This is a genomic window from Glutamicibacter sp. BS14 (genome assembly GCF_056934375.1).
Map to the genome: position 1 here is coordinate 2627245 of NZ_CM167801.1, position 24219 is coordinate 2651463.

The 24219-nt window shown below is 62.0% G+C and carries 26 protein-coding genes; 6 read left to right on the forward strand and 20 right to left on the reverse strand.

Annotation, left to right across the window (positions count from 1 at the left end; translation table 11 throughout):
- Positions 1-43 precede the first annotated feature (43 nt).
- The 5 genes from AC1Z36_RS12490 (at position 44) to AC1Z36_RS12510 (ending at position 4958) form a co-directional block, all read left to right on the forward strand.
- A complete protein-coding gene (locus AC1Z36_RS12490; protein ID WP_105657748.1) occupies positions 44-1255 on the forward strand; it encodes a PucR family transcriptional regulator in 1212 nt (403 codons plus the stop codon).
- 176 nt (positions 1256-1431) lie between these two features.
- Entirely contained in the window at positions 1432-2355 is a 924-nt protein-coding gene (locus tag AC1Z36_RS12495; RefSeq protein ID WP_105657747.1) for an ACP S-malonyltransferase, read from the forward strand.
- A 219-nt stretch (positions 2356-2574) separates the two neighbouring features.
- Entirely contained in the window at positions 2575-2820 is a 246-nt protein-coding gene (locus AC1Z36_RS12500; RefSeq protein ID WP_105657746.1) for an acyl carrier protein, read from the forward strand.
- 121 nt (positions 2821-2941) lie between these two features.
- A complete protein-coding gene (fabF, locus tag AC1Z36_RS12505; protein ID WP_105657745.1) occupies positions 2942-4189 on the forward strand; it encodes a beta-ketoacyl-ACP synthase II in 1248 nt (415 codons plus the stop codon).
- Between the two features lie 193 nt (positions 4190-4382).
- Positions 4383-4958: a dihydrofolate reductase family protein gene (locus AC1Z36_RS12510; RefSeq protein ID WP_105657744.1), complete on the forward strand. Its 576-nt coding sequence runs from the start codon at positions 4383-4385 to the stop codon at positions 4956-4958.
- A 6-nt stretch (positions 4959-4964) separates the two neighbouring features.
- Here the strand turns inward: AC1Z36_RS12510 and AC1Z36_RS12515 are convergent, their stop codons facing one another.
- The 17 genes from AC1Z36_RS12515 to rpsP form a co-directional block, all read right to left on the reverse strand.
- Positions 4965-5351 carry a VOC family protein gene (locus tag AC1Z36_RS12515; RefSeq protein WP_105657743.1) on the reverse strand — a complete coding sequence of 129 codons (387 nt, stop codon included), beginning with the start codon at positions 5349-5351 and terminating at the stop codon, positions 4965-4967.
- A 298-nt stretch (positions 5352-5649) separates the two neighbouring features.
- Positions 5650-6153: a DUF3145 domain-containing protein gene (locus tag AC1Z36_RS12520; RefSeq protein WP_105657742.1), complete on the reverse strand. Its 504-nt coding sequence runs from the start codon at positions 6151-6153 to the stop codon at positions 5650-5652.
- A gap of 141 nt (positions 6154-6294) precedes the next feature.
- Entirely contained in the window at positions 6295-7290 is a 996-nt protein-coding gene (locus tag AC1Z36_RS12525; RefSeq protein ID WP_105657856.1) for a tyrosine recombinase XerC, read from the reverse strand.
- A 33-nt stretch (positions 7291-7323) separates the two neighbouring features.
- Positions 7324-8568, reverse strand: coding sequence for a DNA-processing protein DprA (dprA, locus tag AC1Z36_RS12530; RefSeq protein ID WP_286134221.1), 1245 nt, complete (start codon positions 8566-8568; stop codon positions 7324-7326).
- Between the two features lie 8 nt (positions 8569-8576).
- Positions 8577-10136 (reverse strand): YifB family Mg chelatase-like AAA ATPase, encoded by a 1560-nt coding sequence (locus AC1Z36_RS12535; protein WP_105657741.1) that lies wholly within the window; start codon positions 10134-10136, stop codon positions 8577-8579.
- Entirely contained in the window at positions 10133-10495 is a 363-nt protein-coding gene (locus tag AC1Z36_RS12540) for a YraN family protein (protein WP_105657740.1), read from the reverse strand. The genes AC1Z36_RS12535 and AC1Z36_RS12540 overlap by 4 nt, the downstream gene beginning before the upstream one ends.
- 161 nt (positions 10496-10656) lie before the next feature.
- Positions 10657-10977: a DUF2469 domain-containing protein gene (locus AC1Z36_RS12545; protein ID WP_105657739.1), complete on the reverse strand. Its 321-nt coding sequence runs from the start codon at positions 10975-10977 to the stop codon at positions 10657-10659.
- Complete coding sequence (locus AC1Z36_RS12550) at positions 10977-11702, reverse strand: ribonuclease HII (protein WP_105657738.1); 726 nt, start codon at positions 11700-11702, stop codon at positions 10977-10979. Before AC1Z36_RS12550 ends, AC1Z36_RS12545 begins: the two co-directional genes overlap by 1 nt.
- Positions 11703-11713: 11 nt before the next feature.
- Complete coding sequence (lepB, locus tag AC1Z36_RS12555; protein WP_483561294.1) at positions 11714-12418, reverse strand: signal peptidase I; 705 nt, start codon at positions 12416-12418, stop codon at positions 11714-11716.
- 164 nt (positions 12419-12582) lie between these two features.
- Positions 12583-13170, reverse strand: a complete 588-nt coding sequence (locus AC1Z36_RS12560) for a hypothetical protein (RefSeq protein ID WP_133833437.1) — start codon at positions 13168-13170, stop codon at positions 12583-12585.
- Between the two features lie 173 nt (positions 13171-13343).
- Positions 13344-15527, reverse strand: coding sequence for a S1 family peptidase (locus tag AC1Z36_RS12565; RefSeq protein ID WP_483561295.1), 2184 nt, complete (start codon positions 15525-15527; stop codon positions 13344-13346).
- A gap of 424 nt (positions 15528-15951) precedes the next feature.
- A complete protein-coding gene (lepB, locus tag AC1Z36_RS12570; protein WP_402741333.1) occupies positions 15952-16599 on the reverse strand; it encodes a signal peptidase I in 648 nt (215 codons plus the stop codon).
- A gap of 13 nt (positions 16600-16612) precedes the next feature.
- The gene (rplS, locus tag AC1Z36_RS12575; protein ID WP_105657733.1) at positions 16613-16972 is read right to left on the reverse strand and encodes a 50S ribosomal protein L19; all 360 of its coding nucleotides are present in this window, start codon (positions 16970-16972) and stop codon (positions 16613-16615) included.
- A gap of 250 nt (positions 16973-17222) precedes the next feature.
- Positions 17223-18047, reverse strand: a complete 825-nt coding sequence (trmD, locus tag AC1Z36_RS12580; RefSeq protein ID WP_483561296.1) for a tRNA (guanosine(37)-N1)-methyltransferase TrmD — start codon at positions 18045-18047, stop codon at positions 17223-17225.
- 3 nt (positions 18048-18050) lie between these two features.
- Positions 18051-18593, reverse strand: coding sequence for a ribosome maturation factor RimM (rimM, locus tag AC1Z36_RS12585; protein ID WP_133833441.1), 543 nt, complete (start codon positions 18591-18593; stop codon positions 18051-18053).
- Positions 18594-18747: 154 nt separating this feature from the next.
- Positions 18748-18990 carry an RNA-binding protein gene (locus AC1Z36_RS12590; RefSeq protein WP_038991490.1) on the reverse strand — a complete coding sequence of 81 codons (243 nt, stop codon included), beginning with the start codon at positions 18988-18990 and terminating at the stop codon, positions 18748-18750.
- 2 nt (positions 18991-18992) lie between these two features.
- Positions 18993-19403: a 30S ribosomal protein S16 gene (rpsP, locus tag AC1Z36_RS12595; RefSeq protein ID WP_105657730.1), complete on the reverse strand. Its 411-nt coding sequence runs from the start codon at positions 19401-19403 to the stop codon at positions 18993-18995.
- 250 nt (positions 19404-19653) lie between these two features.
- Between rpsP and AC1Z36_RS12600 the strand changes: the two genes are divergently transcribed.
- Positions 19654-20283, forward strand: a complete 630-nt coding sequence (locus AC1Z36_RS12600; RefSeq protein WP_105661208.1) for a LysE family translocator — start codon at positions 19654-19656, stop codon at positions 20281-20283.
- A 46-nt stretch (positions 20284-20329) separates the two neighbouring features.
- On the opposite strand, the gene AC1Z36_RS12605 is transcribed toward AC1Z36_RS12600, so the two are convergent.
- The 3 genes from AC1Z36_RS12605 to AC1Z36_RS12615 form a co-directional block, all read right to left on the reverse strand.
- Entirely contained in the window at positions 20330-22066 is a 1737-nt protein-coding gene (locus tag AC1Z36_RS12605) for an HNH endonuclease signature motif containing protein (RefSeq protein ID WP_402696236.1), read from the reverse strand.
- 63 nt (positions 22067-22129) lie between these two features.
- Positions 22130-23185, reverse strand: coding sequence for a FecCD family ABC transporter permease (locus tag AC1Z36_RS12610; protein ID WP_105657727.1), 1056 nt, complete (start codon positions 23183-23185; stop codon positions 22130-22132).
- Positions 23182-24129: a FecCD family ABC transporter permease gene (locus AC1Z36_RS12615; protein ID WP_286134219.1), complete on the reverse strand. Its 948-nt coding sequence runs from the start codon at positions 24127-24129 to the stop codon at positions 23182-23184. Before AC1Z36_RS12615 ends, AC1Z36_RS12610 begins: the two co-directional genes overlap by 4 nt.
- Positions 24130-24219: the final 90 nt, after the last annotated feature.

Genomic DNA, 24219 nt, shown 5'->3' on the forward strand with positions numbered 1-24219 from the left:
CTGTGCCGGGCGCGGGGGAAGAAAAGAAACTAAGCTGGAACCCATGAGTCCTGAAATGGATGCCGCCGCAGCTCCGAAGAACCGTCCCAGCCGATCCCAGGCACCCAGCAGTGAAACGCTCAAGCGACTCAAAAGCCATATTGGCGTCCTGTCCACCACCGCGCTGAAGTACCTGGACCAGCAACTGCCCTGGTACCGATCGCTGGCGCCCAATGAGCGCGCCGCCTTGGGACTGATCGCCCAGAAGGGCATCTCCACCTTCGTTACCTGGTACGAGGATCCCTCCTCCACCCCGTCCTGGGTGGTGACCGACGTCTTCGGCGCCGCTCCCACGGAACTGACCCGATCCATCTCCCTGCAGAAGGCCTTGGGCCTGTTGCGCACCATCGTGGAAGTGGTCGAATCCCAGGTGCCCGACATCGCCGCCGAGCATGAACAGGCAGCCCTGCGCGAAGCGGTGCTGCGCTATTCGCGCGAGGTCGCTTTTGCCGCCGCCGATGTCTATGCCCGCGCCGCCGAAACCCGCGGCGCCTGGGACTCGCGCTTGGAGGCCCACGTGGTCGACGCGGTGCTGCACGGCGAGGCCCACGACTCGCTCTCCTCGCGCATTGCGGCCATTGGCTGGAAGTCGCAGAAGAATATCCGCATCCTGGTGGGCACCACCCCTTCGTCCAACCCGGCCACCTTCGTCTCGGCCCTGCGTCGTATTGCCATCCGCTACTCGCGCGATTCGCTGGTGGGCGTGCTCGGCGACCGCTCGGTGCTGATGCTTTCGGACACCAAATTCGAAGAAGCGGATCTGAGCCGGCTGACCCGGTTCTTCGGGCCCGGCCCGCTGGTCTACTCCCCCATGGCTCCGACGGTGAAGGAAATGCACCACGCCGCGGTGGCAGCCGTGGCGGGATTCAGCGCTGCCAAGGCCTGGCCGCAAGCGCCGAATCCGGTCGGTGCCGATGACCTGTGGCCAGAACGCGCCTGCAACGGCGATGAATTGGCCCGCACGGCGCTGGTGGACCAGGTCTACATTCCGCTGCAGCAGGCCTCCAATGGCCTGGCTGAAACGCTCTCCAGCTACTTGGCGCTTGGCCACTCGCTCGAAGGCACCGCCCGGGAACTGTTTGTCCATGCAAACACGGTGCGCTACCGGCTCAAGCGGGTCAGCGAAGTGACCGGTTGGGATCCACTGGTTCCCCGGGATGCCTTCGTCCTGCAAACCGCGCTGCTTTTCGGACGGCTCCACGAATCGAACTTGTAGGCTTCAACCAAAGAGCGTCGAGCTCCCGACACCGATAATTCCGAGTTGATCGCGCATTACAGCGGAATTCAGCTTCTGGATACGCTAGGCTTTTGTAGAGATCCTACAAACAGTCACCACGAGCTTGGTACTCAAATGAAGCGCCAAAAGCTCCCAACATTTGGAAAGCTGTAAGAGTGTTAGCAATCGTTTGCCCCGGACAGGGCTCCCAGACCCCAGGTTTCCTCACCGAATGGCTCGACGTCGATGGCGTGGCCGAGCATTTGCAGGCGCTCAGCTCGATCACCGAGCGCGACCTCACCGCCCACGGCACCACCTCCGATGAAGAGACCATCAAGGACACCGCCGTCGCCCAGCCGCTGATCGTCGCTGCCGGCCTGGTCACCGCCCGTGCGCTCTTTGGCAGCTCGCTGCCGGCAGGCGCCGTGGTGGCCGGCCACTCGGTTGGCGAGATCACCGCGTCGGCCCTGGCCGGCGCGCTGGACGAAGCTGACGCCATGAATTTCGTGAAGGTCCGCGCCAACGCCATGGCCGAAGCCGCTGCGGCGACTCCGACCGGCATGGCAGCAGTGCTCGGCGGCGACCCGGATGAGGTCCTGGCCAAGCTCGACGAACTGGGCCTGACCCCGGCCAACGCCAATGGCGGCGGCCAGATTGTGGCCGCAGGAACCATGGAGCAGCTCGCGGCCCTGGGCGAGAACCCGCCGGCCAAGGCTCGCGTGATCCCCCTGAAGGTTGCCGGCGCATTCCATACCGCGCACATGCAGCCCGCAGTTGGCATCCTGGAGGAACTGGCCGGAACCATCACCCCGAAGGAACCAGCGGAAACCCTGCTCTCGAACTTCGACGGCAAGGCCGTAGCCGATGGCCAGGCGAACCTCGATTCGCTGGTCGCCCAGGTATCGCGTCCGGTCCGCTGGGACCTGTGCATGCAGACGCTGGCCGAAGCTGGCGTGACCGGTGTGCTGGAACTGGCACCGGCCGGAACCCTGGTGGGATTGGCCCGCCGCGGGCTCAAGGGCGTGAAGACCCTGGCGGTGAAGAGTCCAGCGGATCTGGAAGCTGCCAAGGCGTTCATCGCCGAGCACACCGCCAACTAGGCTTTTGCGCCGTTCACAGATTGTGCACGCCGGGAACGTCATGTTGCGTCCGCCGAGCGCGTCTCTGGCCTAAGCTTTAAACCGACGAAACGTGCCGCGCATTCTTGATGCGCCACCAAAGTTTCATTAAGCCGGCTGGAACCGGTTCCTGGAAACAGGATCTGCGCCCAGCCACAAAAATGACCGGAGTCCTCCGGCTAAGAAGAAAAGGAGCCATCCATGGCTAGCAACGAAGAAATCCTGGCGGGCCTCGCCGAAATCGTCAACTCCGAGACCGGCCTGGACGAAGCAGACGTGCAGATGGACAAGTCCTTCACCGAGGACCTGGACATCGACTCGATCTCGATGATGACCATCGTCGTTGAGGCTGAGGAAAAGTTCGAGGTCAAGATCCCTGACGAAGAGGTCAAGAACCTGAAGACCGTCGGCGACGCCGTCAACTTCATCGCTGCGGCACAGGCCTAAGCTTCCCGGCGTTTTTTCGCCACACCGTTGTGCGGGCAAGCCGCGCACACCGGCCGGTACGTCAAGCCGGCCCCCTGAATTTCCAAGCACAGTTCTTATTCGCACAGTAGAGAGTTTGATGATGGCGCGCAAAGTAGTGATCACCGGTCTCGGAGCCACCACCCCAATCGGCGGGGATGTCCCCACCCTATGGGCAAACGCCCTCAAGGGCGTCTCCGGCGCCGTAACCCTGGAAGATGACTGGGTTAAGGAATACGACCTGCCGGTCACCTTCGCCGCCCGCGCTGCTGTGCAGCCGACCGAGGTACTCTCCCGCCCGGAGACCAAGCGCATGGACCCATCGACCCAGTTCGCTGTGGTTGCGGCCCGTGAAGCCTGGGCCGACTCAGGCCTGGTCAAGGAAGAGATGGACCAGAACAAGCTGGCCGTTGCCTTCGCTACCGGCATCGGCGGCGTCTGGACCCTGCTCAACGCCTGGGACACCCTGCGTGAAAAGGGCCCACGCCGCGTCCTGCCCATGACCGTGCCAATGCTGATGCCTAACGGCCCAGCAGCTGCCGTGTCGCTGGACCTGGGTGCCGCCGGTGGCGCGCATACCCCGGTTTCGGCTTGCGCTTCGGGTACCGAAGCGATGCACGTTGGCCTGGAACTGATCCGTTCGGGCAAGGCCGATGTGGTCATGGTCGGTGGCGCAGAAGCCGCGATCCACCCCATGCCGATGGCCGCCTTCGCGTCCATGCATGCACTCTCCCGCCGCAACGATGATCCGACCAAGGCTTCGCGTCCCTACGACACCGACCGTGATGGCTTTGTCATGGGCGAGGGCGCTGGCGCGCTGGTACTGGAAGCCGAAGAGCATGCAATCGCCCGCGGCGCACGCATCTACGCCGAGCTGGCAGGCTCCTCGGTCACCTCCGATGCGCACCACATCACCGCACCGGATCCAGAAGGCATGGGTGCAACCCGTGCGCTGAAGGCTGCCATGTTCGATGGCCGCATCCAGCCAGAGGACGTGGTCCATGTGAACGCCCACGCAACCTCCACCCCAGTTGGCGACAAGCCGGAATACGCTGCGCTGAAGAACGCCCTGGGCGATCACCTCGAGAACGTGTGGGTATCCGCGACCAAGTCACAGATGGGCCACCTGCTGGGCGCTTCCGGTGCCGTGGAGTCCGTGCTGTGCGCACTGGCCATCTACAACCGCAAGGCCCCGGTGACCATTAACCTGGACAACCAGGATCCAGAGATCCCGTTGAAGGTCGTCACCGGCCAGCCTGCGCAGCTGCCTGCAGAGGGCTCCATCGTTGCGCTGAATAACTCCTTCGGCTTCGGCGGCCATAACGCCGTGGTCGCCATCCGCAGCGTCTAGCCGTTCCGGCAGCTGCAGGCGAGCGCGCCACTGGGCTGGTTGAAGAGTAATCTTCAACCAGCCCAGTGGTCTTTAACCCCGAAAGAATTGGCTCAGAGCCATTGCTTCGGTCCTGACATGTTCGTTAAGCTCAAGTACCGCCTCATGTCGGAGGCAACTGACGGTACATGCCACGAGCAAAGGATCCCTTCCCATGCGCACCCTGATCGCCACTTCCTTCGTCTCCTTGGACGGTGTCGTCCAAGCCCCGGGCGGCGAACCCGGCTACCGCAATTCAGGCTGGACGATGAACTCGGTCGAGTTCGACCCCGCCGCCTACGAACTGAAGGGCGCCGAGCAAGAAGAAGCCAGCGCCATGCTCTTGGGCCGGCACAGCTACGAGGCCTTCTGCGCGGTGTGGCCCTCGATGACCGAGCAGTTCCCGCAGTACAACGCGATGCCCAAGTACGTGCTCTCCACTACCTTGCGGGAGAAGGACTTGGCCGGGAACTGGGGCGAGACTGCGATCTTGCGCTCGGTCGCCGATGTGGCGCGGCTTCGAGCCGGCGACGGCGGCCCGATCAGTATCCATGGATCGGCAACGATGGTCCACTCGCTGCAAGAACATCAGCTCATCGACCAGTATAACCTGCTGGTCTTCCCGGTTTTGCTTGGTGCAGGCAAGCGCCTTTTCAGCGACGCGAGCCTGGACGCGCAGAAGCTGGCCCTTATTGATTCGCAGGTCTACTCCAACGGCATCCAGAAGAACGTGTTCAAGGTTCAGCGCTAGCTGGTCCTAGCTGGCTGCGGGCAGGTAAGGCCGGGTGATCAATTCCAGGTAGTGCCCGGAAGGATCAAGCAGATAGACTCCCCGGCCGCCGTGTTCATGATTAATCTGCCCTGGCAGCTGCCGTTGGGGATCGGCCCAATGCTCCATTTTCCCCTCGCGGATAGTCGCGTAGGCGCGGTCGAAATGCTCGTCATCGAGCAGGTAGGCATAGTGCTGCGCTGGGAAGTCCATCGGTGGTGCAGCGAATTGAAGCAGCACCCCGTGGGCCAGGCTGATGTTGGTAAATGGTCCCCAGCTTGATTCCGCGCGGGCTTCGAGCAACTCAAGATAGAACTTTGCCATGCGTTGCGGGTCGAGTGAAGCGATGATGGTGTGGTTGAACTGTGCGGTCATGTCTCCCTTTCGTGGTTCAGATGTGCTGTTCTTTGGTGGAATGCATCTGGCACGGGAGGGCCGCGGATCAGGGAACGACCAGTTTGCCGTTCCGGGAGTGGCCGCATGCGGCCTGACTGGTCTTCATCGCCATCGAGCATAGCACTGCGCTTCGGCACTTCTCCACAACCGCAGTTTTTAAAGCAAGAAGTGGGATCCCCGGCATGGGATCCCACTTCTTTTGGGTAACAACCCCGCACCATCGGGGTTGTATCTGAGTGTCTGTTGATAAGTCACTCAGGGACTAGATAACCAGTTGCTAAACCACCTGGTTGAGCCATCGAACAGGCGCGTCTTCGCCTGCGTGACGGAAGGGTTCAAGTTCTTCATCCCAGGGCTCGCCGAGAGCGATGGACATCTCCTGGTAGAAGACCGAGGGATTGCCGTCGCCCTTTTCATAGGCCCACCGGATGCGTTCTTCGCTGACCATGACGTTGCCAGCGCAATCAACGGTGGCGTGGAAGATGCCAAGATCAGGGGTCACGGACCAACGGCTGCCGTCGGCACCCGGGCTTGGGTCTTCGGTGATTTCGAAACGAAGGTGCTGCCAACCATGCATCTCACTGGTCAGCAAAGCGCCTGTACCTTGCGTACCTACCCACTCGATTTCGGCGCGACAAAATCCGGGTGCGACGTGCTGTTCGGTCCACTCCATTTTTACTGGAGTACCGAGCACGGACCCGATTGCCCATTCCAGATGTGGGCATAGCGCTGCAGGGGCGGAATGAATATAAATCACGCCTCTGGACATCGGTGCAGACATGCCATCCTCCGTTGCGGTGTTGATCGTCTTCCCCTACGTCAACATCGTTCCGGTGCCATCGCCGCCGATACTTCCATTTTGCCCGATGAAGAGGCCTTTCGCCACCCAGAAAGGCTATTTTTGCAGATTGGTACCAAATAGTCAGGCTCGGGGATGGGCTTGGCGGTAGCTTTGCCTCAATCGGTCAACCGAAACGTGAGTATATAGCTGGGTCGTTGCCAGCGAAGCATGCCCGAGGAATTCCTGGACAGCACGCAAATCTGCGCCGCCATCCAGCAGATGCGTGGCTACGGTGTGCCTTAACGCGTGCGGGCCGCTGGCAGCGGTATCCCCCAGCGATTGCAAGGCCTTGGAAATGACCTCTCGTGCCTGGCGTACATTCAAGCGCGCACCGCGCACCCCTACGAGCAAAGCGCCTTGAGCTTCCTGGCGGGCCAGGACCTTGCGATGCGACCGAATCCACCCGATGATCACGCGTTCGGCGGGCTTGCCAAACGGAACAACCCGTTCCTTGTTGCCCTTGCCGAGAACCCTGACGGTGCGTCGTTCGAAGTCGATGTCGTCAACGTCCAAGGCCACGAGCTCGCTGATACGCAGGCCGGATGCGTACAGCAACTCGGCGATGACTTTATCGCGTGCCGCTACTGCCTGGCTCTTGGCATCGGGGGCAGGTTCCGGCTTGCTCTCGCTGACTTCTTTTCCAGCAGGCGGCTGGGCTGTTTCGGAGAGCAAGCGGTCGATCTGGCTTGGCTGCAAAACATGCGGAAGACGCCGTTCCTTCCTGGGCGCGGCCAGCCGCAGGGCAGGGTCCGCGTCGATCAGCTGATGCTTCAGCGCCCACGCGAAGAAGCTCTTCACCGCAGAGATCCTGCGGGCCAAGGTGGTGCGGGAAATCTGCGATTCATGAAGCTGTGCCAACCAATCGCGGAGCGTATCAACTGAAATCTGCTTGAGGCTCGGATCCTGCGCATGGTGGAGCAAGAACTGGCCGAGGTTCCGCAAATCCACTTCGTAGGCTCGCAGGGTATTAGTGCTGCGGCCGCGTTCGCGTTGCAGGTACTCCAGGTAGTCTGCCACCGGCTCAGCGAATTTTGCTGACGTCGCATTGCTGGCGTGCGTCGTTGATTCTTGCTTCATCACTATTGAGGATACCCTCAGCTGCGTCACCGGTCAGTTTTGGCGCACCAACTTCCATGCCAGGCCATCGGTGGCAGCCATTTGCAGTGTCTCCAATCGATTGATGGCGCGTAGCGTCTGGATCAGCGGCACCCCGCTGCGGGCAGAGATCTCATCGACCAGCAGTCCTTTGGTGAAGGACATGATGTCGTACACCATTGCTTCGTCCCTACCCAGGATGTCCGTCGGGCGTTGCTGAACTTTGGCACTCCGCGGCTCTGCTTGGCAGTGGTGGCCAACCAGGCCCAGCGCATCTTGCGGGCTGGCGAGCAAGGCCGCACTGCCTTCTGCAATCAATCGGTGGCACCCTGCGGAGTTGGGCGCGAAAACGCTTCCGGGAACGGCCGCTACATCGCGTCCCAACTCGACTGCATGGCTGGCGGTGTTCAGCGCTCCTGAGCGGTGGCGCGCTTCGCTGACGATAACCAGCCTGCTCAATGCCGCGATCAGCCGGTTGCGGTTCAGGAAGCGGAAGCGTGCTGATGTGGTTCCGGGAGGCACCTCTGAGATCAGCACGCCGCGAGCAACAATCTGGTTGAGCAGGTTGCTGTTGCCCGAAGGGTAGAGCCGATCGATGCCGCCAGCCATAACCGTGATCGTTGGCGGGTTCGGATGCTGCCAATCGTCCACGCTCAGAGCGGCCCGGTGCGCGCTGGCGTCAATGCCGTAAGCGCCACCCGAGACAATGGTGTACCCGTTCAAGGCCAGGGTCCGGCCAAGATCGAAGGTGACTTGATCACCGTAGTCACTGGCATCGCGGGAGCCGACGATGGACACGCTGCGCGCCAGCTCTTGGCCGTCGAGCAATTGCGGGTTCGCTGAACGCCACCACAGGCACAGGGGACGTCCCAGTTCCAGGTCGGCTAGCTGTCGCGGCCACGAAGCATCGTCCGGGATCAGCAATCCGCCACCCGCGTGCGCAGCGGCATCCAAGGCTCCCGCCGGGTTGCTCAGCGACAGGCGCTTTCTCCATCGGGCCAAGGCTACCCTCAAGTCTTGTGCGCCATCTCCGGGCGGGTGGAATCCGAGGATTCCGTCGACCGGCGCTTTGAGCGCGGCCGGATAGAAATCCTCCCGCTGGATCAGGCGCAGCAGTTCCTGTGGGCTCATCAATTCCAGCAAGGCCGTGGCCACATAGTCGTTGGGCTCGATAAGTTGGTTCAGATGGGCGTAGACCCGGCGCTCCTGGCTGGTTGGAGCCGAAGCTTTTCCGGCAGTGTTCACATCGTTGAAAGTCATGGCCTTACCTAGCTATTTTCCAAGTTCTGGCGAAGGTGAGCGGCGATGGCCAGATCATCCTCGGTCGGTGCTGCATGCCCTTGCTGGTCTGCAACCGTCCACGCGACCCGCAGGAGGCGGTGGATGGCACGCGCAGAGAGCCCGCGTCGTGTGGCGAGTTGTTCAAGCGCCGCCCGGGTCTTGGCCGAGTATTCCAGTTCATTCCTGAGGATCTGAGTTGGTATTTGCGCGTTGCAAGCAATAGAGAACTTTCCCAGCCGCTCCTTGCTGCGTGCCCGGGTGGCCAAGACGCGTTCACGCACCTGTGCACTGGATTCATTTGGTACTCCGCTAAGAAGCTGTGCCTGCGCTACCGGATTGACTCTGACTTGCAGATCCACACGGTCGAGGATGGGTCCTGAAAGCCGGGCGAAATAGCGCCGGCGGGCCATGGGCGTACAGGTGCACCCGGTACCGGTGCCGAAGTTTTTTCCGCAGGGACACGGATTGGAGGCCATGATGAGTTGGAAACGGGCCGGCAACCGCTGGTGGCCGCGTGTCCGCGCGAGGTTGATATAGCCTTCCTCGATCGGTTGGCGAAGCGCATCAAGTACTCCGGTTTGGAATTGCGCTGCTTCATCGAGGAATAGAATGCCCTGGTGCGCGCGGGTAATGGCCCCGGGAATGAGTTGTGCGGTTCCGCCGCCAATCAGGGCTGAGCGGGACGCGGTGTGGTGCGGTGCCACAAAAGGCGGGGTGCGTTGCAGCTGGTCCAATTCCCCGGATCCGCCCCGAGTAATGGAATGCACCGCGGTGGCTTCAAGGGCTTGTACGTCATCAAGTGGCGGCAGAATCGATGGCAGGCACTTGGCCAGCATGGTTTTGCCGGCGCCGGCCGGTCCGACCATGATCAGGTGGTGCCCGCCGGCCGCGGCCAGTTCCAAGGCGAGCCGTGCTTCCTGCTGCCCGTTGACCAGGCCCAGGTCCGCATCGCCCGAGGCAGCAGTTCCTGCGGCAGGGCCGGCAGATTCGGTAGGCGCCTGCGGCTGCCGGTGGCGCAGGTAAGTGGTGACCTGTTCGGCTGGGGCTCCGCAGCAGGTGAGAACCTGTCCCAGATGGCGTAGCGCCATGACCTCGATTCCATGCACCAGCCTCGCTTCTGCCCCGTTAGACTCGGCCACGATCACCCGGTCAAGACCATGGACCTTGGCTAGCTGCACCGCTGGCAGCACCCCGGGTACTGGCCGCAAGGTGCCATCCAAGCCGAGTTCCGCCATGTACAGCGTGCTCGGTGACGCGAACAGCTGTTGATCAGCGGCCAAGGCGGCGATGACGATGGCCAGATCGAAAGCTGATCCATACTTGGGCAGGGTGGCTGGCGAAAGATTGACCGTCAGTTTCCGGTTTGCCAGAGGAATCCCTGAATTCCTTGCCGCGGCTTTGATTCGTTCACGGGCCTCGCTCAAAGATGCATCGGGCAAGCCCAGCAGGACGAATCCTGGGATGCCGTTGCCGAGGTCGGCCTCGACTTCCACCAGTGAGGCGCTGACCCCGTGCAGGGCCACTGCGCTGGTGCGCGCGGTGCTCATGAGCGCACGTTCTCATGCAGCCGGCATTCGAACCCTGTTGTTGTCAGATAGACCTCGACGATGTCCACGCGAAGTTCGGCGAGAAACATGCGATGGCATTGGGCCCAGGAAATCAGCAGCCTGTTGAGCCGGCGGAATTTTGCCGCGCTGATCGCCTCGAAGCCTGATCCATAGCGTTGCGAGGACCTCGTTTTGACTTCGATGGCGGTGATCTGACCGTTGCCGGCTCTTGCTACCAGGTCCAGCTCCCCTGCTGGGCATCTCCAATTGCGATCGAGAATTTCGTAGTGCTGCCCGGTGAGAAATGCGGCGGCAGCTTGTTCGCCATCGGTCCCTAGGCGTTGCTTCGCGGTCTGCATGTTTGCTCCTCGATGTCTGCGATCCGTAATGGAAACATCGTCGGAGAATTATGGTCCACAGCGGCGGCGCCCGCCGCGGAATGTGGACAATTCGCTTTAAGCGAGATCGCCGGCTCTGTTCCAGGAACAGAGCCAGCGATCGAATGCCGCAGTGCCTCTTGTTAGGAGCCCAGCCCATCCTTCGGGATCTGGAACTCGTCAGGGTTCAGTTCTTCGACGTTGACGTCCTTGAAGGTCAGCACCTTGACGGACTTCACGAAGCGCCCTTGGCGGTAGATGTCCCAGACCCACGCGTCGGTGAGGTTCAACTCGAAGTACACTTCCCCGGCGTTGGACAGGGTCTTCACGTCCACTTGGTTGGCCAGGTAGAAGCGGCGCTCGGTCTCGACCACGTAATTGAACAGCCCCACCACGGTCTTGTACTCGCGGTATAGCTGCAGTTCCATGTCGGACTCGTAGTTTTCCAGGTCGTCGGCAGCCATCACTTTGCTTTCTTTGTCGTGGCTTCACCTTGGGCCTGATCAGCACCCGAAGTCAAGTTCCAGCTCTTGCGGTGGTAGTCGCAGGGACCCTGCGCAACGATCGCGGCACGATGCGCAGCGGTGGCATACCCCTTGTTGATCTCCCAGCCGAAGGCCGGATGCTCGATGGCCAGATCAACCATGATTCCATCGCGTTCGACCTTGGCCAGGATGGAAGCTCCGGCGATCGCCTGGCAGGTCATGTCGCCTTTGATGATGGTCGTCACCGGGATGTGCAGGCCCACTGGTTCGCGGTCATCGGCCAGGATGTCGAAGAGATCCGGTTCCGGTGCGGTCAGCCAGTCGTAGCTGCCATCCAGAAGCGCCGCCTCGGGCTGTACCGCACACAGCTCCATGGCCCGCGATCCGGCCAGGCGCAGGGCGCCAGTAACTCCCAGCTCATCGATTTCAGCCGCAGAGGCATGCCCGACGCCATAGCCCACGGCCCACTGGCGAACTGGATCGACCAGTTCCGTACGGGTTTCCGGGCTCAGCAGCTTGGAGTCGCGCAGCGCTGGGAACTCCGTGACCTGCTCAATATCTATCACCGTCATGCCGACGGTAATCGGACCAGCCAAGGCGCCGCGTCCCACCTCATCGACCGCTGCGATATAGCGGAACCCATGCTTGGCTGCCAAGGCGCGCTCATGTTCTAGCGTGGTTGCCTTGCTCTTCAAAACGGCCATGGGCGGTGCCCCTACTTCGCCACTGCGTGCGGGACGTTGGCGAAGACTTCTTCGTGCGAGTCGACGATGCCCCAGCGCGAGGTTGGCCAAGAGATCACCGAAGCGCGGCCCTGGACGGATTCGAGGTCGACGAAGCCACCCTGGCGATCGGCGTGGAAGCGGGAATCCGCGCTGGCACCTCGGTGATCACCCATCACCCAGATTTTTCCCTCTGGGACGGTCGCCTTGAATTCCATGTCTGACGGGCTGTCGCCGTCAAAGATGTACGGCTCGTCTATGGGCTCGCCGTTGATCGTGATGGCACCTTCCGCGGTGCAGCATTCCACGGTGTCACCGGGCATGCCGATGATGCGCTTGACCAGGTACTGCTCATCAGCCGCTGGCAGCACTCCGACAAAGGAGAGCACATTCTGGAACGCGGTGGGGTACTCGGTCAGCGGTGGCAACCATTCCTGGTCATCGCGGAAGACGACGACGTCGCCACGTTCCAGCTCGAACGGCCCGGGAACCATGAGGTTGGCGAAAATCCTGTCGTTGACCTCGAGGGTATGCTCCATGGAGCCTGACGGGATGTAGTAGGCACGGAAGAAGAAGGTCTTGATCACGAACGAGAGCAACAGCGCGATCGCGATGATGATGACAATCTCGCGGACGAAGCGCCATATTGTGTATAGGGGTCCCCTGCTTGGAGGAGTCTCTGCTGATGCTGCGCTCACGATTCGATTAGTACCTTCCATTGTCGCGTGTAATCCCCATCTTACGTGTCTTGCCAGGCGCAACGGATCATTGCATAGCCACGGCCAGTTGCCCAGAAACGCACCAATGGCCAGGTCCGTCGCCGGGCCTGGCCATTGGTGCGTCCGTTCAAGCGGGCTGCGGGCTACTGGGTGGCAGCAGGCGACATGATGCCACCGCTCTGCTTGTAGTCCACGGGGATTTCGCCGATGGGCTTCTCAGCTTCAATCAGCTTTTGGACTTCGTCCAGCTGGCTCTTATCCACCGACAGGGTGATGCCGCCCGTTTCAGGATTCAGCGTGTATGCATGGATGGCAGTGCGCACGGGGTTTTCCTGCTTGCCCTGCCACTTCATGATTTCGGAAATCGCCGAACGAAGCTCCTCGCTGCTGAATTGGACTAGGTGCCCGATAGCCCCGGCTTCTTCAATAACGGATAGCTGCTCTTCGCTGGTCGTCGAAACGTTCAGCTGCCCGTCCTTGATCCAACCCTGGACGTATTCATCGCCCAAGGCTTCGGAGAGCTGGTCATTAGTCTGGAGCAATGCGTCTTGGTCCACGGTGTTCCCGCTCGAGTTTTCTGTTTGCTGCGAGGGTTCCGAAGCCGTGGCGCTGGCCGTAGCCTGCGCACCTGGATCAGTTCCCTGACCACAGCCGGTTAGCAATAGGGCAGCCATGGCGGCAGTAGAGGCCAGCATGATTGGCGTGCGTGAAGTTCTAGCGTTGAAATTCATAATTTACACCTCGGTGATATTCACGTTGCCGCAACGATCTTAGCTTTGAGACTAGTGCCGAAATCGTAGAGCAACCAAGGAACTACATGTGTGCCAAGTAAAAATGCCCCGCTACTTGTTCTCAAGTAGCGGGGCATTTTCAGCAGGACCCAGTCCCGCCGGATCAGAATCCCTTAGCCGTGGCGACGTGCGTTGCGGCGGAACAGCAGGAATGCCGCACCGGCCAGGGCCATTGCGCCACCGGCGGCGATCAGCGGAACGCTGTTCGAACCGGTATCCGCCAAAGGATCGTCCTTCTTAGGAGTTTCCTTTGGAGTTGCAGACTTGCTTGGCTCGTCGTCCTTCTGGTCCTTCGGAGCTTCCGACTTGTCGTCGTCCTCCGAAGCGGAAGGAGAGGTGCTCTCCGATGGCTTGTCGCTTTCGTCCTCGGAAGGCGATGGCGAGGTGCTCTCGGAAGGCGATGGCGAGGTGCTCTCGGAAGGCTCAGTAGTTGGTTCCTCGGAAGGCGATGGCGAGGTGCTCTCGGAAGGCTCCGTAGTTGGTTCCTCAGTTGGTTCCTCGGTAGGTTCCTCGGTTGGCTCCTCAGTCGGTTCCTCGGTTGGAGTCGGCGTCGGAGTTGGAGTCGGCGCAGCAACGATCACGACGTTGGCGTTGACCCGCTCAGAGGTGTTGAAGCCGTTCTTGGCCACAACGCTGAACGCAAACTTTCCTGGTTCTTCCGGGGCTGGGAACGAGAAGTTTCCTTTAGCGTCCAGCTCAACCTTCTTGTAGAGCTTGCCGTCAACGACCACACGGATGATGGTGCCAGCCGGAGCATTGGCAAGGGTACCGGTGATTGCTTCACCAGGTTCAACTTCAGTACCGTTTTCCACCGTGATGGCAGGGGTATTGATATGGAATTTCAGCGTGTAGCCATCAATGTAGCCCTTGTCGAAGACATCATCGAGCGAGGTGTACATGGCGATGTCATCAGCGGTGTTTTCCTCCAGGTCTTCACCTGCGGCGTTGGCCGAGTTGATGCCTGCAGCCTTGCTGCCAACCAGCATTGGGCCACCGGAGTCACCCTGGTCAAGCACGCTCTGGCCAGGATTTTCAGCGACATAGCCAGCAACTGAACGGTAGGTCTGGTCCGAGCCGCCGACGAAGAAGACACCTTCGCCGATGATCGGGGAGCAGCTCCAACCGGTGGTACGGCCCGAAGAGCAAGCTTCCGACCCGACGAGAGCCTTGGTCGTGCCAGTCACGTTGATAACGTCGTCGCGAGGTTCCTTGCCGTCAACCCATTCGGACACGGCAGCATGCAGGTTCAGCGCAGGATTGATGTTATCGATCACCGAGATATCCGTGCCTGGTTCCAGGTTATTGAACTCTTCCTCGGTCAAGGAGTTCAGTTCTTCGGCAGATAGGCCCGAATTACCCGGACCACCGAACTGGTTGAATCCAAAGGTACCCAGCTCGGCACCCAGCGTTGGCGATTGGCCTGGTACCGACTGTTCGGCAAGGCCCAAAATCTTGGTGGCGCCATCTTCCGAGCAGTGCCCAGCCGAGATGATGGCATCTTCACCCTCTGCGGTCCACGCAGTGAATCCGAGCGAGCAGACCGTCGACGTGCTAGTAGGTGCGCCGGACTTGTCCATTGCGTAACCCAGGGCACCGTAAATATCCTCTGCGGCGGTGGTCTTGGCAACACCCGAACTTTCTACACCGTCAACGTGCGTAGCTTCGCTGACGAACTGCTCAACGGTCAGCTTCTCAGGCAGGGAGCCAGCGGACTTGGACTTCAGTTCGTCCGCAGCTTCCTTCTCGTCGAAGCCCTTTGCGTAGATCTTCAAGCCATCGTTGGTCTGAAGGATAGCGGTGATGCGCTTCAGTTCCTTCGGCTCGATGTTGGCCAAAAGCTCGGTGTAGACCTTGTCTACGGTCTTGACCTGCGAGTCAACTTCGGTCACTACGATAGGAGCCGGAGCTGCACTGGCCTTGACGATCTCCTTGGCCTTGGCAGCGTCCTTCTTGCTTACGGTGATCTCGGCTTTGCCGTCCTTCACCGAGGCAGTGGCGTCAATGCCTTTCGCATTCAGTTCATCGCGGACCTTGGAAGCAGCGTCGCTGGTCTCCCCGTCCTTGACGTACTCTTCAACGGACTTATTGAGGTCCTTCTCAATAGCCTTGTCGAGCCCCTCGGTGTCCAGAGCGGTTTCGCTGGCCAAAGGCTTCTCGCTTGCCGTAGCGGACGCAGACGGCGATTCGGAGGCCGTTGGCGCCGCTGCGGCAGGCATGAAGCTAGAGCCGACCACCAAGGCGGTCGCGGCTGCTGCAACGATGCCGCGTTGCGCAGTCTTCTTTTTTGGATGTGGCATTAATGCTTCTCCCAGATTTATGGTGCGAGTGCCCGCGCGTCCCCTTACCTAAGGGCGCGCGCGTAAGCACAGGTGTTGTTACCAAAATGAAACAATACTTTGTTCCGACACAGCTTTTCAACCATCGAATCCAACAAAAATATAAATTCCAGAACCCGTTTCACCTAGTCAAATAGCTCTACCCTCATCGAGCTTGGTTACAACTTACGTGCCAGTAGTATTGGTTTAAGATTGGACTTCTCTTTCTAATCCCTAGTCAGCTTGGTGGATCCTGAGTGTTGTCGCGAAATTTACACACCAATTGCACAGCAAATCGGGTGGGATGGAAATCCATCCGAATTAATTCCATTAACCTAGAAAAATAGCGCCAGATGGGTAGTTCTACCCATCTGGCGCTATCAAAATCGCCGGTTGTTACGGCGTGTCATCTGATTACTGAACGCTGATCGAGCGGCCAAATCACCTCGGTCGCTTTGCCCGTGACGCGCTCGACGCTGATCATTCCGCCGCCGCTTGCGCCCAGCAATGCCCGCGAATCCTTGGAAGTGGAGCGGTGATCGCCCATGACCCACAAGCGGCCAACCGGCACTTCTACGGAAAACTTCTGTTCGCTCGGAGCGTCCCCGGCGAAGATGTACTGCTCGTCTGCAGGCTCGCCGTTGACGAGCAGTCGCCCATCGGCGCTGCAGCATTCCACTGTGTCTCCCCCAACGCCAATGACGCGCTTGACGTACTTATTGCTGCTCCCGGTGAGGCTGAACGCCCCCAGCAGATCATCAGCGAAGCTGGCCTTGGCGTAGGGCAGGAACGAGCCGCGGCCATCGAAGACGATGATGTCTCCGCGTTGCGGTTCGGCATCCGAGTAAGCGCGGCGGTCTACGGCGATGCTCTGGCCAGGGTTGAGCGTGGATTCCATGGAGTTGGACTCGATATGGAAGACGTCGATCAGGGTGGCGCGAATGACGATGGTGGCTAGCAGACCAAGAGTGATGGCGAGTACAGCGAAGCGCCAGACCCATGAAAAGGCCCGGCGCTTCATTGTTGCCCGCTCAGTGCGTGCAATCCGGTTCATTGAAGAACGCAGATTACTTCTTTGCGCTGAAGTCGCGCTTCTCGCGGATGCGAGCAGCCTTGCCGTGACGATCGCGCATGTAGTACAGCTTTGCACGACGAACGTCACCCTTGGTCACAACCTCAATCTTGTCGATGATTGGGGAGTGAACTGGGAAGGTACGCTCAACACCGGTGCCGAAGGAAACCTTGCGAACGGTGAAGGTCTCGCCAACACCCTGGCCCTGGCGACCAAGGACGTAGCCCTGGAAGACCTGAACACGGGAGTTCTTGCCTTCGATGATGTTGACGTGAACCTTCAGGGTGTCGCCTGGGCCGAAGGCTGGAACGTCGGAGCGCAGCGAGGCTGCGTTAACAGAGTCAAGAATATGCATAGTGCATCTCCTAGGATCAATGCCGCAGGTCACCGAATCCTCGTAGCGGGGCCCGACACCGGTCGAAACCAGTGAAATCCCCGGAACGTTGTACCACCGATTGCCTCTAGCAAACGGTGCGGCGGTCTTCTGTGGCTCGAGCTTCCCCCTGCGGCAGGAGTCGAACAAAAACACACCAAGAAACAATTATGCCGTATCAGCGAAGCCGATGCGAGTTTGCCCGAAATGGCTTTCGAGTGATTTTGGCCTCTTAGTCGCTCTCGGTGCCGGCGCCGGTAGCCCAGTCCAATTCGGACTTGGGGGTTATGGCACCGTCAACGAGCGCGAATCCGCTGTGCCATAGGGCATCGCGGTCCCTGCGGTTCAGGCTCTCGGCATCCAGCTGCGTGATCAGGTCGGGGCGACGCGCTGCGGTGCGCTTGATCTGCTCGTCGCGGCGGAACCGTCCCACCCGCTGGTGGTTGCCACCGAGCAGCACCTCGGGGACATCGCGGCCGCGCCAGGAGGCCGGCTTGGTGTACACCGGGTATTCCAGCAGAACATCCGAGTGGGATTCTTCTACCAGCGATTCCGGGTTGCCGATGACTCCTGGGATCAGCCGGGCGATGGCTTCCACCATCACCATCACGGCCACTTCTCCCCCGTTGAGCACGTAATCGCCGATGGATACGGGGATGACGTTGAAGTTCTCGTGCGCGTATTCGATGACGCGCTCATCGATGCCTTCGTAGCGGCCGCAGGCGAAGACCAGATGCTCTTCCTCGGCAAGGTCGTAAGCCATCTGCTGGTTGAAGACGGCGCCTGCAGGCGAAGGGACAATCAGGGTTGGCTTGGGGCCGCCAGCATCGGCTGGGCGCACCGCGTCCAGTGCCTGTCCCCATGGTTCCGGCATCATCACCATGCCGGCGCCGCCACCGTACGGGGTGTCGTCGACCTTGCGGTGCTTGTCGGCAGTGAAGTCGCGCAGGTTGGTGACGTTCAGATCCAAGATGCCGTCTTCGGCGGCGCGGCCGATCAGCGCAAGCGAGAGTGGCTGGAGGTACTCAGGGAAAATCGAGATGACGTCAAGACGCATGGCTTACTTTTGTCCCTCTTCGTCGCTGCCGTCTTCATCGCTGTTCAAGGTCAGCAGGCCTGCCGGCGGGGTAATGACTACGATGCCGGCTTCCGGATCGATCTCCGGGACGAATTCGTCGACGAACGGGAGGTAGATCTCCTGGCCGTCAGCGTCTTCGAAGACCAGCAGGTCCTGGGCGGGATTGGTGCGCAGTGCGGTGATGGTACCGACCTGCTCGCCATCGAGCATGACCTTCAGGTCCAGCAGTTCATGCTCGTACCATTCGTCCGAGTCATCTTCCGGCTGATCGGAAACTTCAATCTCAAGGCGCGCGCCGCGCAGGGTTTCAGCCTGGTTGCGGTCGGCGATTTCCTTGAAGGAGAGCAGCAGGATGGTCTTGTTCCAGCGCGCATTGGCGATGGTCAGCGTCTTGACCGGGCCGTCGACGACGATGAGTTCTTCGCCAGCGGTGAAGCGCTCTTCCGGGGTGTCGGTCATGACCTGGGCGGTGACTTCGCCACGGATGCCGTGGGGCTTGCCGATGCGGGCAACCTGCAATCGCATAGTCTGCTGCTCTTTCTGCACTGTGTTCCGTGGCGTGTGCCGGGAGACTGGAATGGAAATTCTAGGGGTAAACACGAAAGGAGTTTCCGTCACTAGTTAGGACGGAAACTCCTTTCGTTTCGAAGCCAACTTAAAAGCCAGACCTCTAAGTTGCTTAGCCTCGGCGACGGTCGGTGTCGATTACATCGACACGTACCGGCTCCTTGGCCAACGCTGCCATTACGGTGCGCAGTGCTCGTGCGGTGCGTCCCTGGCGTCCGATCACACGACCTAGATCCTCAGGGTTCACACGTACTTCGAGCAGGTCGCCGCGGCGGGTGGACTTCAAGGCGACCTTGACGTCTTCCGGTTCCTCGACAACCCCGCGTACCAGGTGGTCTAGCGCGTCAACGAGCACTGTTACTCAGCCTCGGTAGCTTCGGCCTCTGCCTCTTCAGCAGCTGGCTTTTCAGCCTTCTTGGTGATTGCCTCTGGGAGGATCACCGAACCCTTGTCAGGAGCAACGAATGCTGGCTTAGGCTCGGCAACCTTGTAGGTGCCTTCCTGGCCATCGATGCCCTTGAACTTCTGCCAGTCACCGGTGATCTTCAGCAGTGCGTGTACCTGCTCGGTTGGCTGAGCGCCAACGGACAGCCAGTACTGTGCACGATCCGAATCGATCTCGATAACCGATGGGTTCTCGGTTGGGTGGTACTTGCCGATCTCCTCGATGGCACGGCCATCGCGCTTAGCGCGCGAGTCCATGACGACAACGCGGTAGAAAGGTGCGCGCATCTTACCGAAGCGCTTCAGACGAATCTTTACGGCCACTTTTGTGGTCTCCTGTTTCTCAACATGGTCGAATCCAATTTTTAGCACCTGTGGGGCAGGCCTTACTGGTCGGATTCTAAAAGGACAGGACTCATAGCGGAGAGAGGGGCCACTGCGAATCGAGTACCCTGCAATTATGCCAGAGAGCGTGCGCGGTGGCCAACTCTAATTGGCCCCGCGCGTCGGGCGAAGATCATGAGCTTGCTCACCCTGGGGCCTGCGCCCAGCTGCAGCTTCTAGCATTGAGTGCATGACCGTTGCTTCCGCCTTGCTGGGTTTCAGTATAGTTGCCGCCCTGATGACGTTGATTCCGGGTGTCGATACCGCGCTGATCCTGCGATCGGCCATTGCCCGGGGACGCGGTGAAGCGCTGCTGGCGGCGCTGGGGATCTGCACGGGAGTATTCGTTTGGGGTGTGGCCGCGGCCGCGGGAGCTTCGGCAATTCTGGCCGCCTCATCCCTGGCCTACCAGGTGCTGGCCTATGCCGGCGCAGCCTATCTGGTGTTCCTGGGCGGGCAGATGATCCATCGGAGCCTGCGGGGCAAGCAGTTGGCCACGATCCATGTCCCGGTATCGCACAGCAGGTATCGAACCTACCTGACCGGGCTGGTGACCAACGTGCTGAACCCGAAGATCGGCGTCTTCTATATCGCCGCGATCCCGCAGTTCACCCCGGCGGGCACCAACGCCCTATTCATGGGCATGGGGCTATCGGCGGTGCATGTTGCACTGACCCTGGTGTGGGCAGTGGCCTTGGTATACGGGGTTCGGATCGCTGGCCGCTGGCTGGGCTCCGCGAAGTCGGTGTCCTGGATGGACCGGATCACCGGGACAGTGCTGATCGGGTTCGGACTGAAAGTTGCGCTCTCGCGCCCATAGCATCTTGGCCACGCCGGCAGGTGCAGCAGTTCGCGGCTCCGGGTGCTCAGGCGGCCACCGGAACACTGTTTCTTCGCGGTACCTGCATCGGGTCCAGGTGCTTGGGCAGCAGGATGTGAGCCAGTCCCCCAACGGTAACCAGGGTCAGCAATCCTGCATGAATGGCATGGTGGTGCCTCCGACACAGGCAGCTGCCATTGCGCGATGAAGTGCACCCGCCACGTTCCCACCAGTTGTCGTGATGGTATTCGAGCATTTCAGGCGGTGCGGTGCATCCCGGGACGATGCATCCGCGGTCGCGGGCGAAAATTGCGCGCTTCATTGCATCCGTGAAGAAGCGTTCCTTGCGTCCTACATCCAGCGGTTGCCCATCGGGTCCGAAGACCACCCGGTAGATCTCGCCTTGGCAGATCAGCTGTGCGGTGTCCGCGGAATCGAGTTTCACCCCGTGGTCGGAGGTGGCGCGAAGCTTGGCCGGATCGCCAAGATCCTGCGGATCGCGCAACTGGATATGGATGCCGATCCTTGGAATGATTCCATTGGGCGCGGCACCTGCCGTGCGCGCTCTCAGCGCGGCCAATAGTGCGTTGAGCCGGCGCTGGGCCACCGGAACCTCCCCATAGCCAAGCAGCAGGGACGTTTGGAGGCCTTCACCTGCTCGGCCTGCGCCGCGCGTTTCCTGCTCATCAACAAGCTTGTCAGGTTGTTGCTGCGCTCCGGACAAGGATTCTTCCTCCCCGTGCCCGTCCTGGGCCCATGGCGGTGGTGGTTCCTTGCTGCTGAACAGGTCGTCGGTGGCTGATTGCCCGGCATTTGCCCCGGGATCCGCTTCCTGCTGGTCCTCTGAGGCGTTCTGGCCATCATCAGGGGCAGCGCCTGAACCGGATTTGGCGGCACGGGCGGCTTTGCCTGCCTTGGTACGCGGGTTATCGGCCTGGGCCAGGGTGGAGCGGAATTCCTCGCGCTGGGTCCCGGCGATGTAGAGCTCGTACTTGTCGCAGTCGCCCACGGTGCCTCGCGGATAGATGCCGGGTGCCGGGTTCCTGGTTTGCTTGCGGGCCTTGCGCTCAGCGGAAAGCATTGCCGCGAGCTGAGTCTCGCGGGTGGCACGGTCAGGTTCCTGCAGCAGGGCCGCGGCTTGGTGATCGAGCAGCTGGCCCTGTTCATTGCGGGCGGACGATTCCAGCGGCCGGCCTTGGAAGCTCGTGTCAGCCGGCTCGAATTTGTCCAGTGCGCGGGCCGTGCGGGCAATCAGCCGCGGGTCCAGGTCCGGCGCTTCGGCGTAGAGCCTGGCCAGCTGGGACAAGCGCGGCGCGGCGGTGCTGCCATCCATGAGGCGCCGGGCGATGAGCAGGTGCGCGTCATTCACCCGGTGCTGCCCCTCATGGGCGTTGATCCCCAGCCAGCTGGCCAGGAAGTCGCCGGTGTTCTGGTAGTGGGCGCGGCCTGAATGCTGGCGGGCGGGGCGGTCGTAGCTGGTCCGCGATGCGGAAATGGCCGCCAGCTCATCGTCTTCCAGCAGGTGGGCGCCGGTTGATTCGAGATGGATAGCGCAGTGCAATTGCTCCCGCAGGGTGTAGCGGTAGAGCGTTTCAATCAGCCGTGCATGCCCCGCCGCCACCCGCGGGTCATCGGACTCGCGCAGGGTGCAGGAGAGCTTGGCCAGCAGCGCGCAGCAGGAAGCCATCAGCTCAAGGAGCACTTGGATCGCTCCGCGCGGGAGCGACCCGGTGATGGATTCGCGCAGGATCTGGATCGCTGCGGCTAGCTGGTGGATGCCCATGGACCCATCATGGGCGCGGCCAGAGGCCCGAGCTGGCAGCCATCGCCAACTGTGGATAAACCGCTAGCCGCGTTGGCGGACCTTGGATTGGCGGATGACCAGGAAGATCAGGTACGGGGCGCCAATCACCGCGGTGGCCACCCCGGCGGGCAGGATCACCGGGAAAGCCCGGGCCGCAACCAGGTCGGCCAGCAGCACGAAGATCGCCCCGATCAGCGCGGCATGGGGCACCGGCGGGATGGTGCCGCGGGCCACCAGCCGCGCGGCATGCCCGCTGGCCAGCGCAACGAAGGCCAGCGGCCCGGCGATCACGGTCGCGGCGATGGCCAGCAGCGAGGCGAGGCCGAGCATCAGGACCCGGTCGCGCCCCAGGTTCATGCCCAGCGCGCGGGAGGTATCCGAATCCAGCGCCAGCACCTCGCGCTGGTTGCGCAGCAGCGCGGCCGCGGCCAGTCCCAGCGCGATGACCGCCGGCGCGAAGGCCAGGTCGGCCCAGGAGATCGCGTTGATGGTCCCGGCCAGCCAGGTCAGCGCCTGCTGGGCGTTGTAGATTTCTCCCAGGGTCAGCATCCAGGAGGTCAGTGCGGCGCACAGCCCGGAAAAGCCCAGGCCCACCAGCACCAGCCGGTTGCTTTCCAGGGAACTGTGCCAGACCAGCGCGAAGACCAGGGCGGAGACCAGCAAGCCGCCCAAGGTGGCGGCAATGGGCAGCCCGTAGTGCACCAGCAGTTCCGAACGCCCGCCGGCGTGCACGCTCAGGGCCAGCACGGCCACTGCGCCCAGGGCCGCGCCGTTGGTCACCCCGAGGATGTCGGGGCTGGCCAGCGGGTTGCGCGCCACGTTCTGGGTCAGCGCCCCGGCCACTCCGAAGCCGGCCCCGGCCAGCACCGCAGCCACGCTGCGCGGCAGCCGGAACTCGATGATCGACAGCTCGGTGCGCGGATCCGGGGCCGCGCCGAAGAGCGTGGCCACCACATCGCCCAGCGCGATCGGGGTGCCCCCGATGGCCAGGTGCAGGCAGAAGGCCGCGAGGGCCACGGCCAGCAGGATCAGGCCGGTAGCCACAGCGCGCCGGGCGCGCACCGCGGAAGCGGGGGTGCGGATCGCCGGGGCGCTCATACGGTGACCGCCTTGCGGCGCCGGGCCACGTAGATGAAGAAGGGCGCGCCGAGCAGCGCGATGACCACGCCCACGGGCAGTTCCCCGGGGCGGGCCAGCATGCGGCCGAGCACATCGGCCACGCACAGCAGCAGCGCGCCGCACAGGGCCGAGCCGGGAATCACCCAGCGGTAGTCGGCGCCGAAGATGCGCCGCGAAATATGCGGTACCAGCAGGCCCAGGAAGGCGATCGGCCCGGCCAGGGTGACCGCCAGCCCGGACAGTGCCACGATCGCCGCCAGCCCCAGCCCGCGGGCATGCAGGGCGGTGACCCCGAGGCTGCGGGCGGAATCCTCGCCCAGGGTCAGCGCGTTCAGCCCGCGGGCATTGGCCAGCGCCAGCACGGTACCGGCCACCAGCAGCGGCCACAGCGACAAGAAGGATTCGTAGCCTTGGACCACGGAGCCGACCTGCCAGAAGCGCAGGGTTTCCAGGGCGGCCTCGCTGAGCAGCACGATGGCCGACACCACTCCGGCGCAGAGCGCGGTGACCGCGGCGCCCACCAGCAGCAAGGTGATGGGCGATCCCCCGCGCCCGTCGATGCGCCCGATGCCGAAGACCACCAGGGCCGCCAGCAGCGCTCCGCCCAGGGCCAGCAGCGCCTGGGTCCACGCCGGCAGCGGGCCGGTGAAAGCGGCGACCGAGACGATGGCCAGGGCCGCGCCCTGGTTGATGCCCAGCAGGCCGGGTTCGGCTATCGGGTTGCGGGTGTGGCCCTGGATCAGCGTGCCGGCCATGCCCAAAGCGGCGCCGGCGGCCAGCGCGGTAACGGTGCGCGGCCAGCGGATCTCGCGAATGGCGATGTCGCTGACCTGGCCGTCGGGGGCCAGCAGCGCGTGGCGCAGCTCGGCGAAGCTGGAGGTGGTGCTGCCGATCCACAGGCTGAGCCCGATGGCGGCGCCCACGCCGGCGGCCAGGGCCAGCAGCGAGCTGATGCGCGGTGTGGTGCGGTCGATGGTCGGTGGCCTTTCTCGGGCCGCGGAGTGCGCGGCGGG

Excerpts from the sequence above, each read along its gene's own strand:
- AC1Z36_RS12490 (WP_105657748.1), top strand. The coding sequence starts at position 44 with ATGAGTCCTGAAATGGATGCCGCCGCAGCTCCGAAGAACCGTCCCAGC.
- AC1Z36_RS12500 (WP_105657746.1), top strand. The coding sequence starts at position 2,575 with ATGGCTAGCAACGAAGAAATCCTGGCGGGCCTCGCCGAAATCGTCAAC.
- fabF (WP_105657745.1), top strand. The coding sequence starts at position 2,942 with ATGGCGCGCAAAGTAGTGATCACCGGTCTCGGAGCCACCACCCCAATC.
- AC1Z36_RS12510 (WP_105657744.1), top strand. The coding sequence starts at position 4,383 with ATGCGCACCCTGATCGCCACTTCCTTCGTCTCCTTGGACGGTGTCGTC.
- AC1Z36_RS12515 (WP_105657743.1), bottom strand. The coding sequence starts at position 5,351 with ATGACCGCACAGTTCAACCACACCATCATCGCTTCACTCGACCCGCAA.
- AC1Z36_RS12520 (WP_105657742.1), bottom strand. The coding sequence starts at position 6,153 with ATGTCTGCACCGATGTCCAGAGGCGTGATTTATATTCATTCCGCCCCT.
- AC1Z36_RS12525 (WP_105657856.1), bottom strand. The coding sequence starts at position 7,290 with ATGAAGCAAGAATCAACGACGCACGCCAGCAATGCGACGTCAGCAAAA.
- dprA (WP_286134221.1), bottom strand. The coding sequence starts at position 8,568 with ATGACTTTCAACGATGTGAACACTGCCGGAAAAGCTTCGGCTCCAACC.
- AC1Z36_RS12535 (WP_105657741.1), bottom strand. The coding sequence starts at position 10,136 with ATGAGCACCGCGCGCACCAGCGCAGTGGCCCTGCACGGGGTCAGCGCC.
- AC1Z36_RS12540 (WP_105657740.1), bottom strand. The coding sequence starts at position 10,495 with ATGCAGACCGCGAAGCAACGCCTAGGGACCGATGGCGAACAAGCTGCC.
- AC1Z36_RS12545 (WP_105657739.1), bottom strand. The coding sequence starts at position 10,977 with ATGGCTGCCGACGACCTGGAAAACTACGAGTCCGACATGGAACTGCAG.
- AC1Z36_RS12550 (WP_105657738.1), bottom strand. The coding sequence starts at position 11,702 with ATGGCCGTTTTGAAGAGCAAGGCAACCACGCTAGAACATGAGCGCGCC.
- AC1Z36_RS12560 (WP_133833437.1), bottom strand. The coding sequence starts at position 13,170 with ATGAATTTCAACGCTAGAACTTCACGCACGCCAATCATGCTGGCCTCT.
- AC1Z36_RS12565 (WP_483561295.1), bottom strand. The coding sequence starts at position 15,527 with ATGCCACATCCAAAAAAGAAGACTGCGCAACGCGGCATCGTTGCAGCA.
- lepB (WP_402741333.1), bottom strand. The coding sequence starts at position 16,599 with ATGAACCGGATTGCACGCACTGAGCGGGCAACAATGAAGCGCCGGGCC.
- rplS (WP_105657733.1), bottom strand. The coding sequence starts at position 16,972 with ATGCATATTCTTGACTCTGTTAACGCAGCCTCGCTGCGCTCCGACGTT.
- trmD (WP_483561296.1), bottom strand. The coding sequence starts at position 18,047 with ATGCGTCTTGACGTCATCTCGATTTTCCCTGAGTACCTCCAGCCACTC.
- rimM (WP_133833441.1), bottom strand. The coding sequence starts at position 18,593 with ATGCGATTGCAGGTTGCCCGCATCGGCAAGCCCCACGGCATCCGTGGC.
- AC1Z36_RS12600 (WP_105661208.1), top strand. The coding sequence starts at position 19,654 with ATGACCGTTGCTTCCGCCTTGCTGGGTTTCAGTATAGTTGCCGCCCTG.
- AC1Z36_RS12605 (WP_402696236.1), bottom strand. The coding sequence starts at position 22,066 with ATGGGCATCCACCAGCTAGCCGCAGCGATCCAGATCCTGCGCGAATCC.
- AC1Z36_RS12610 (WP_105657727.1), bottom strand. The coding sequence starts at position 23,185 with ATGAGCGCCCCGGCGATCCGCACCCCCGCTTCCGCGGTGCGCGCCCGG.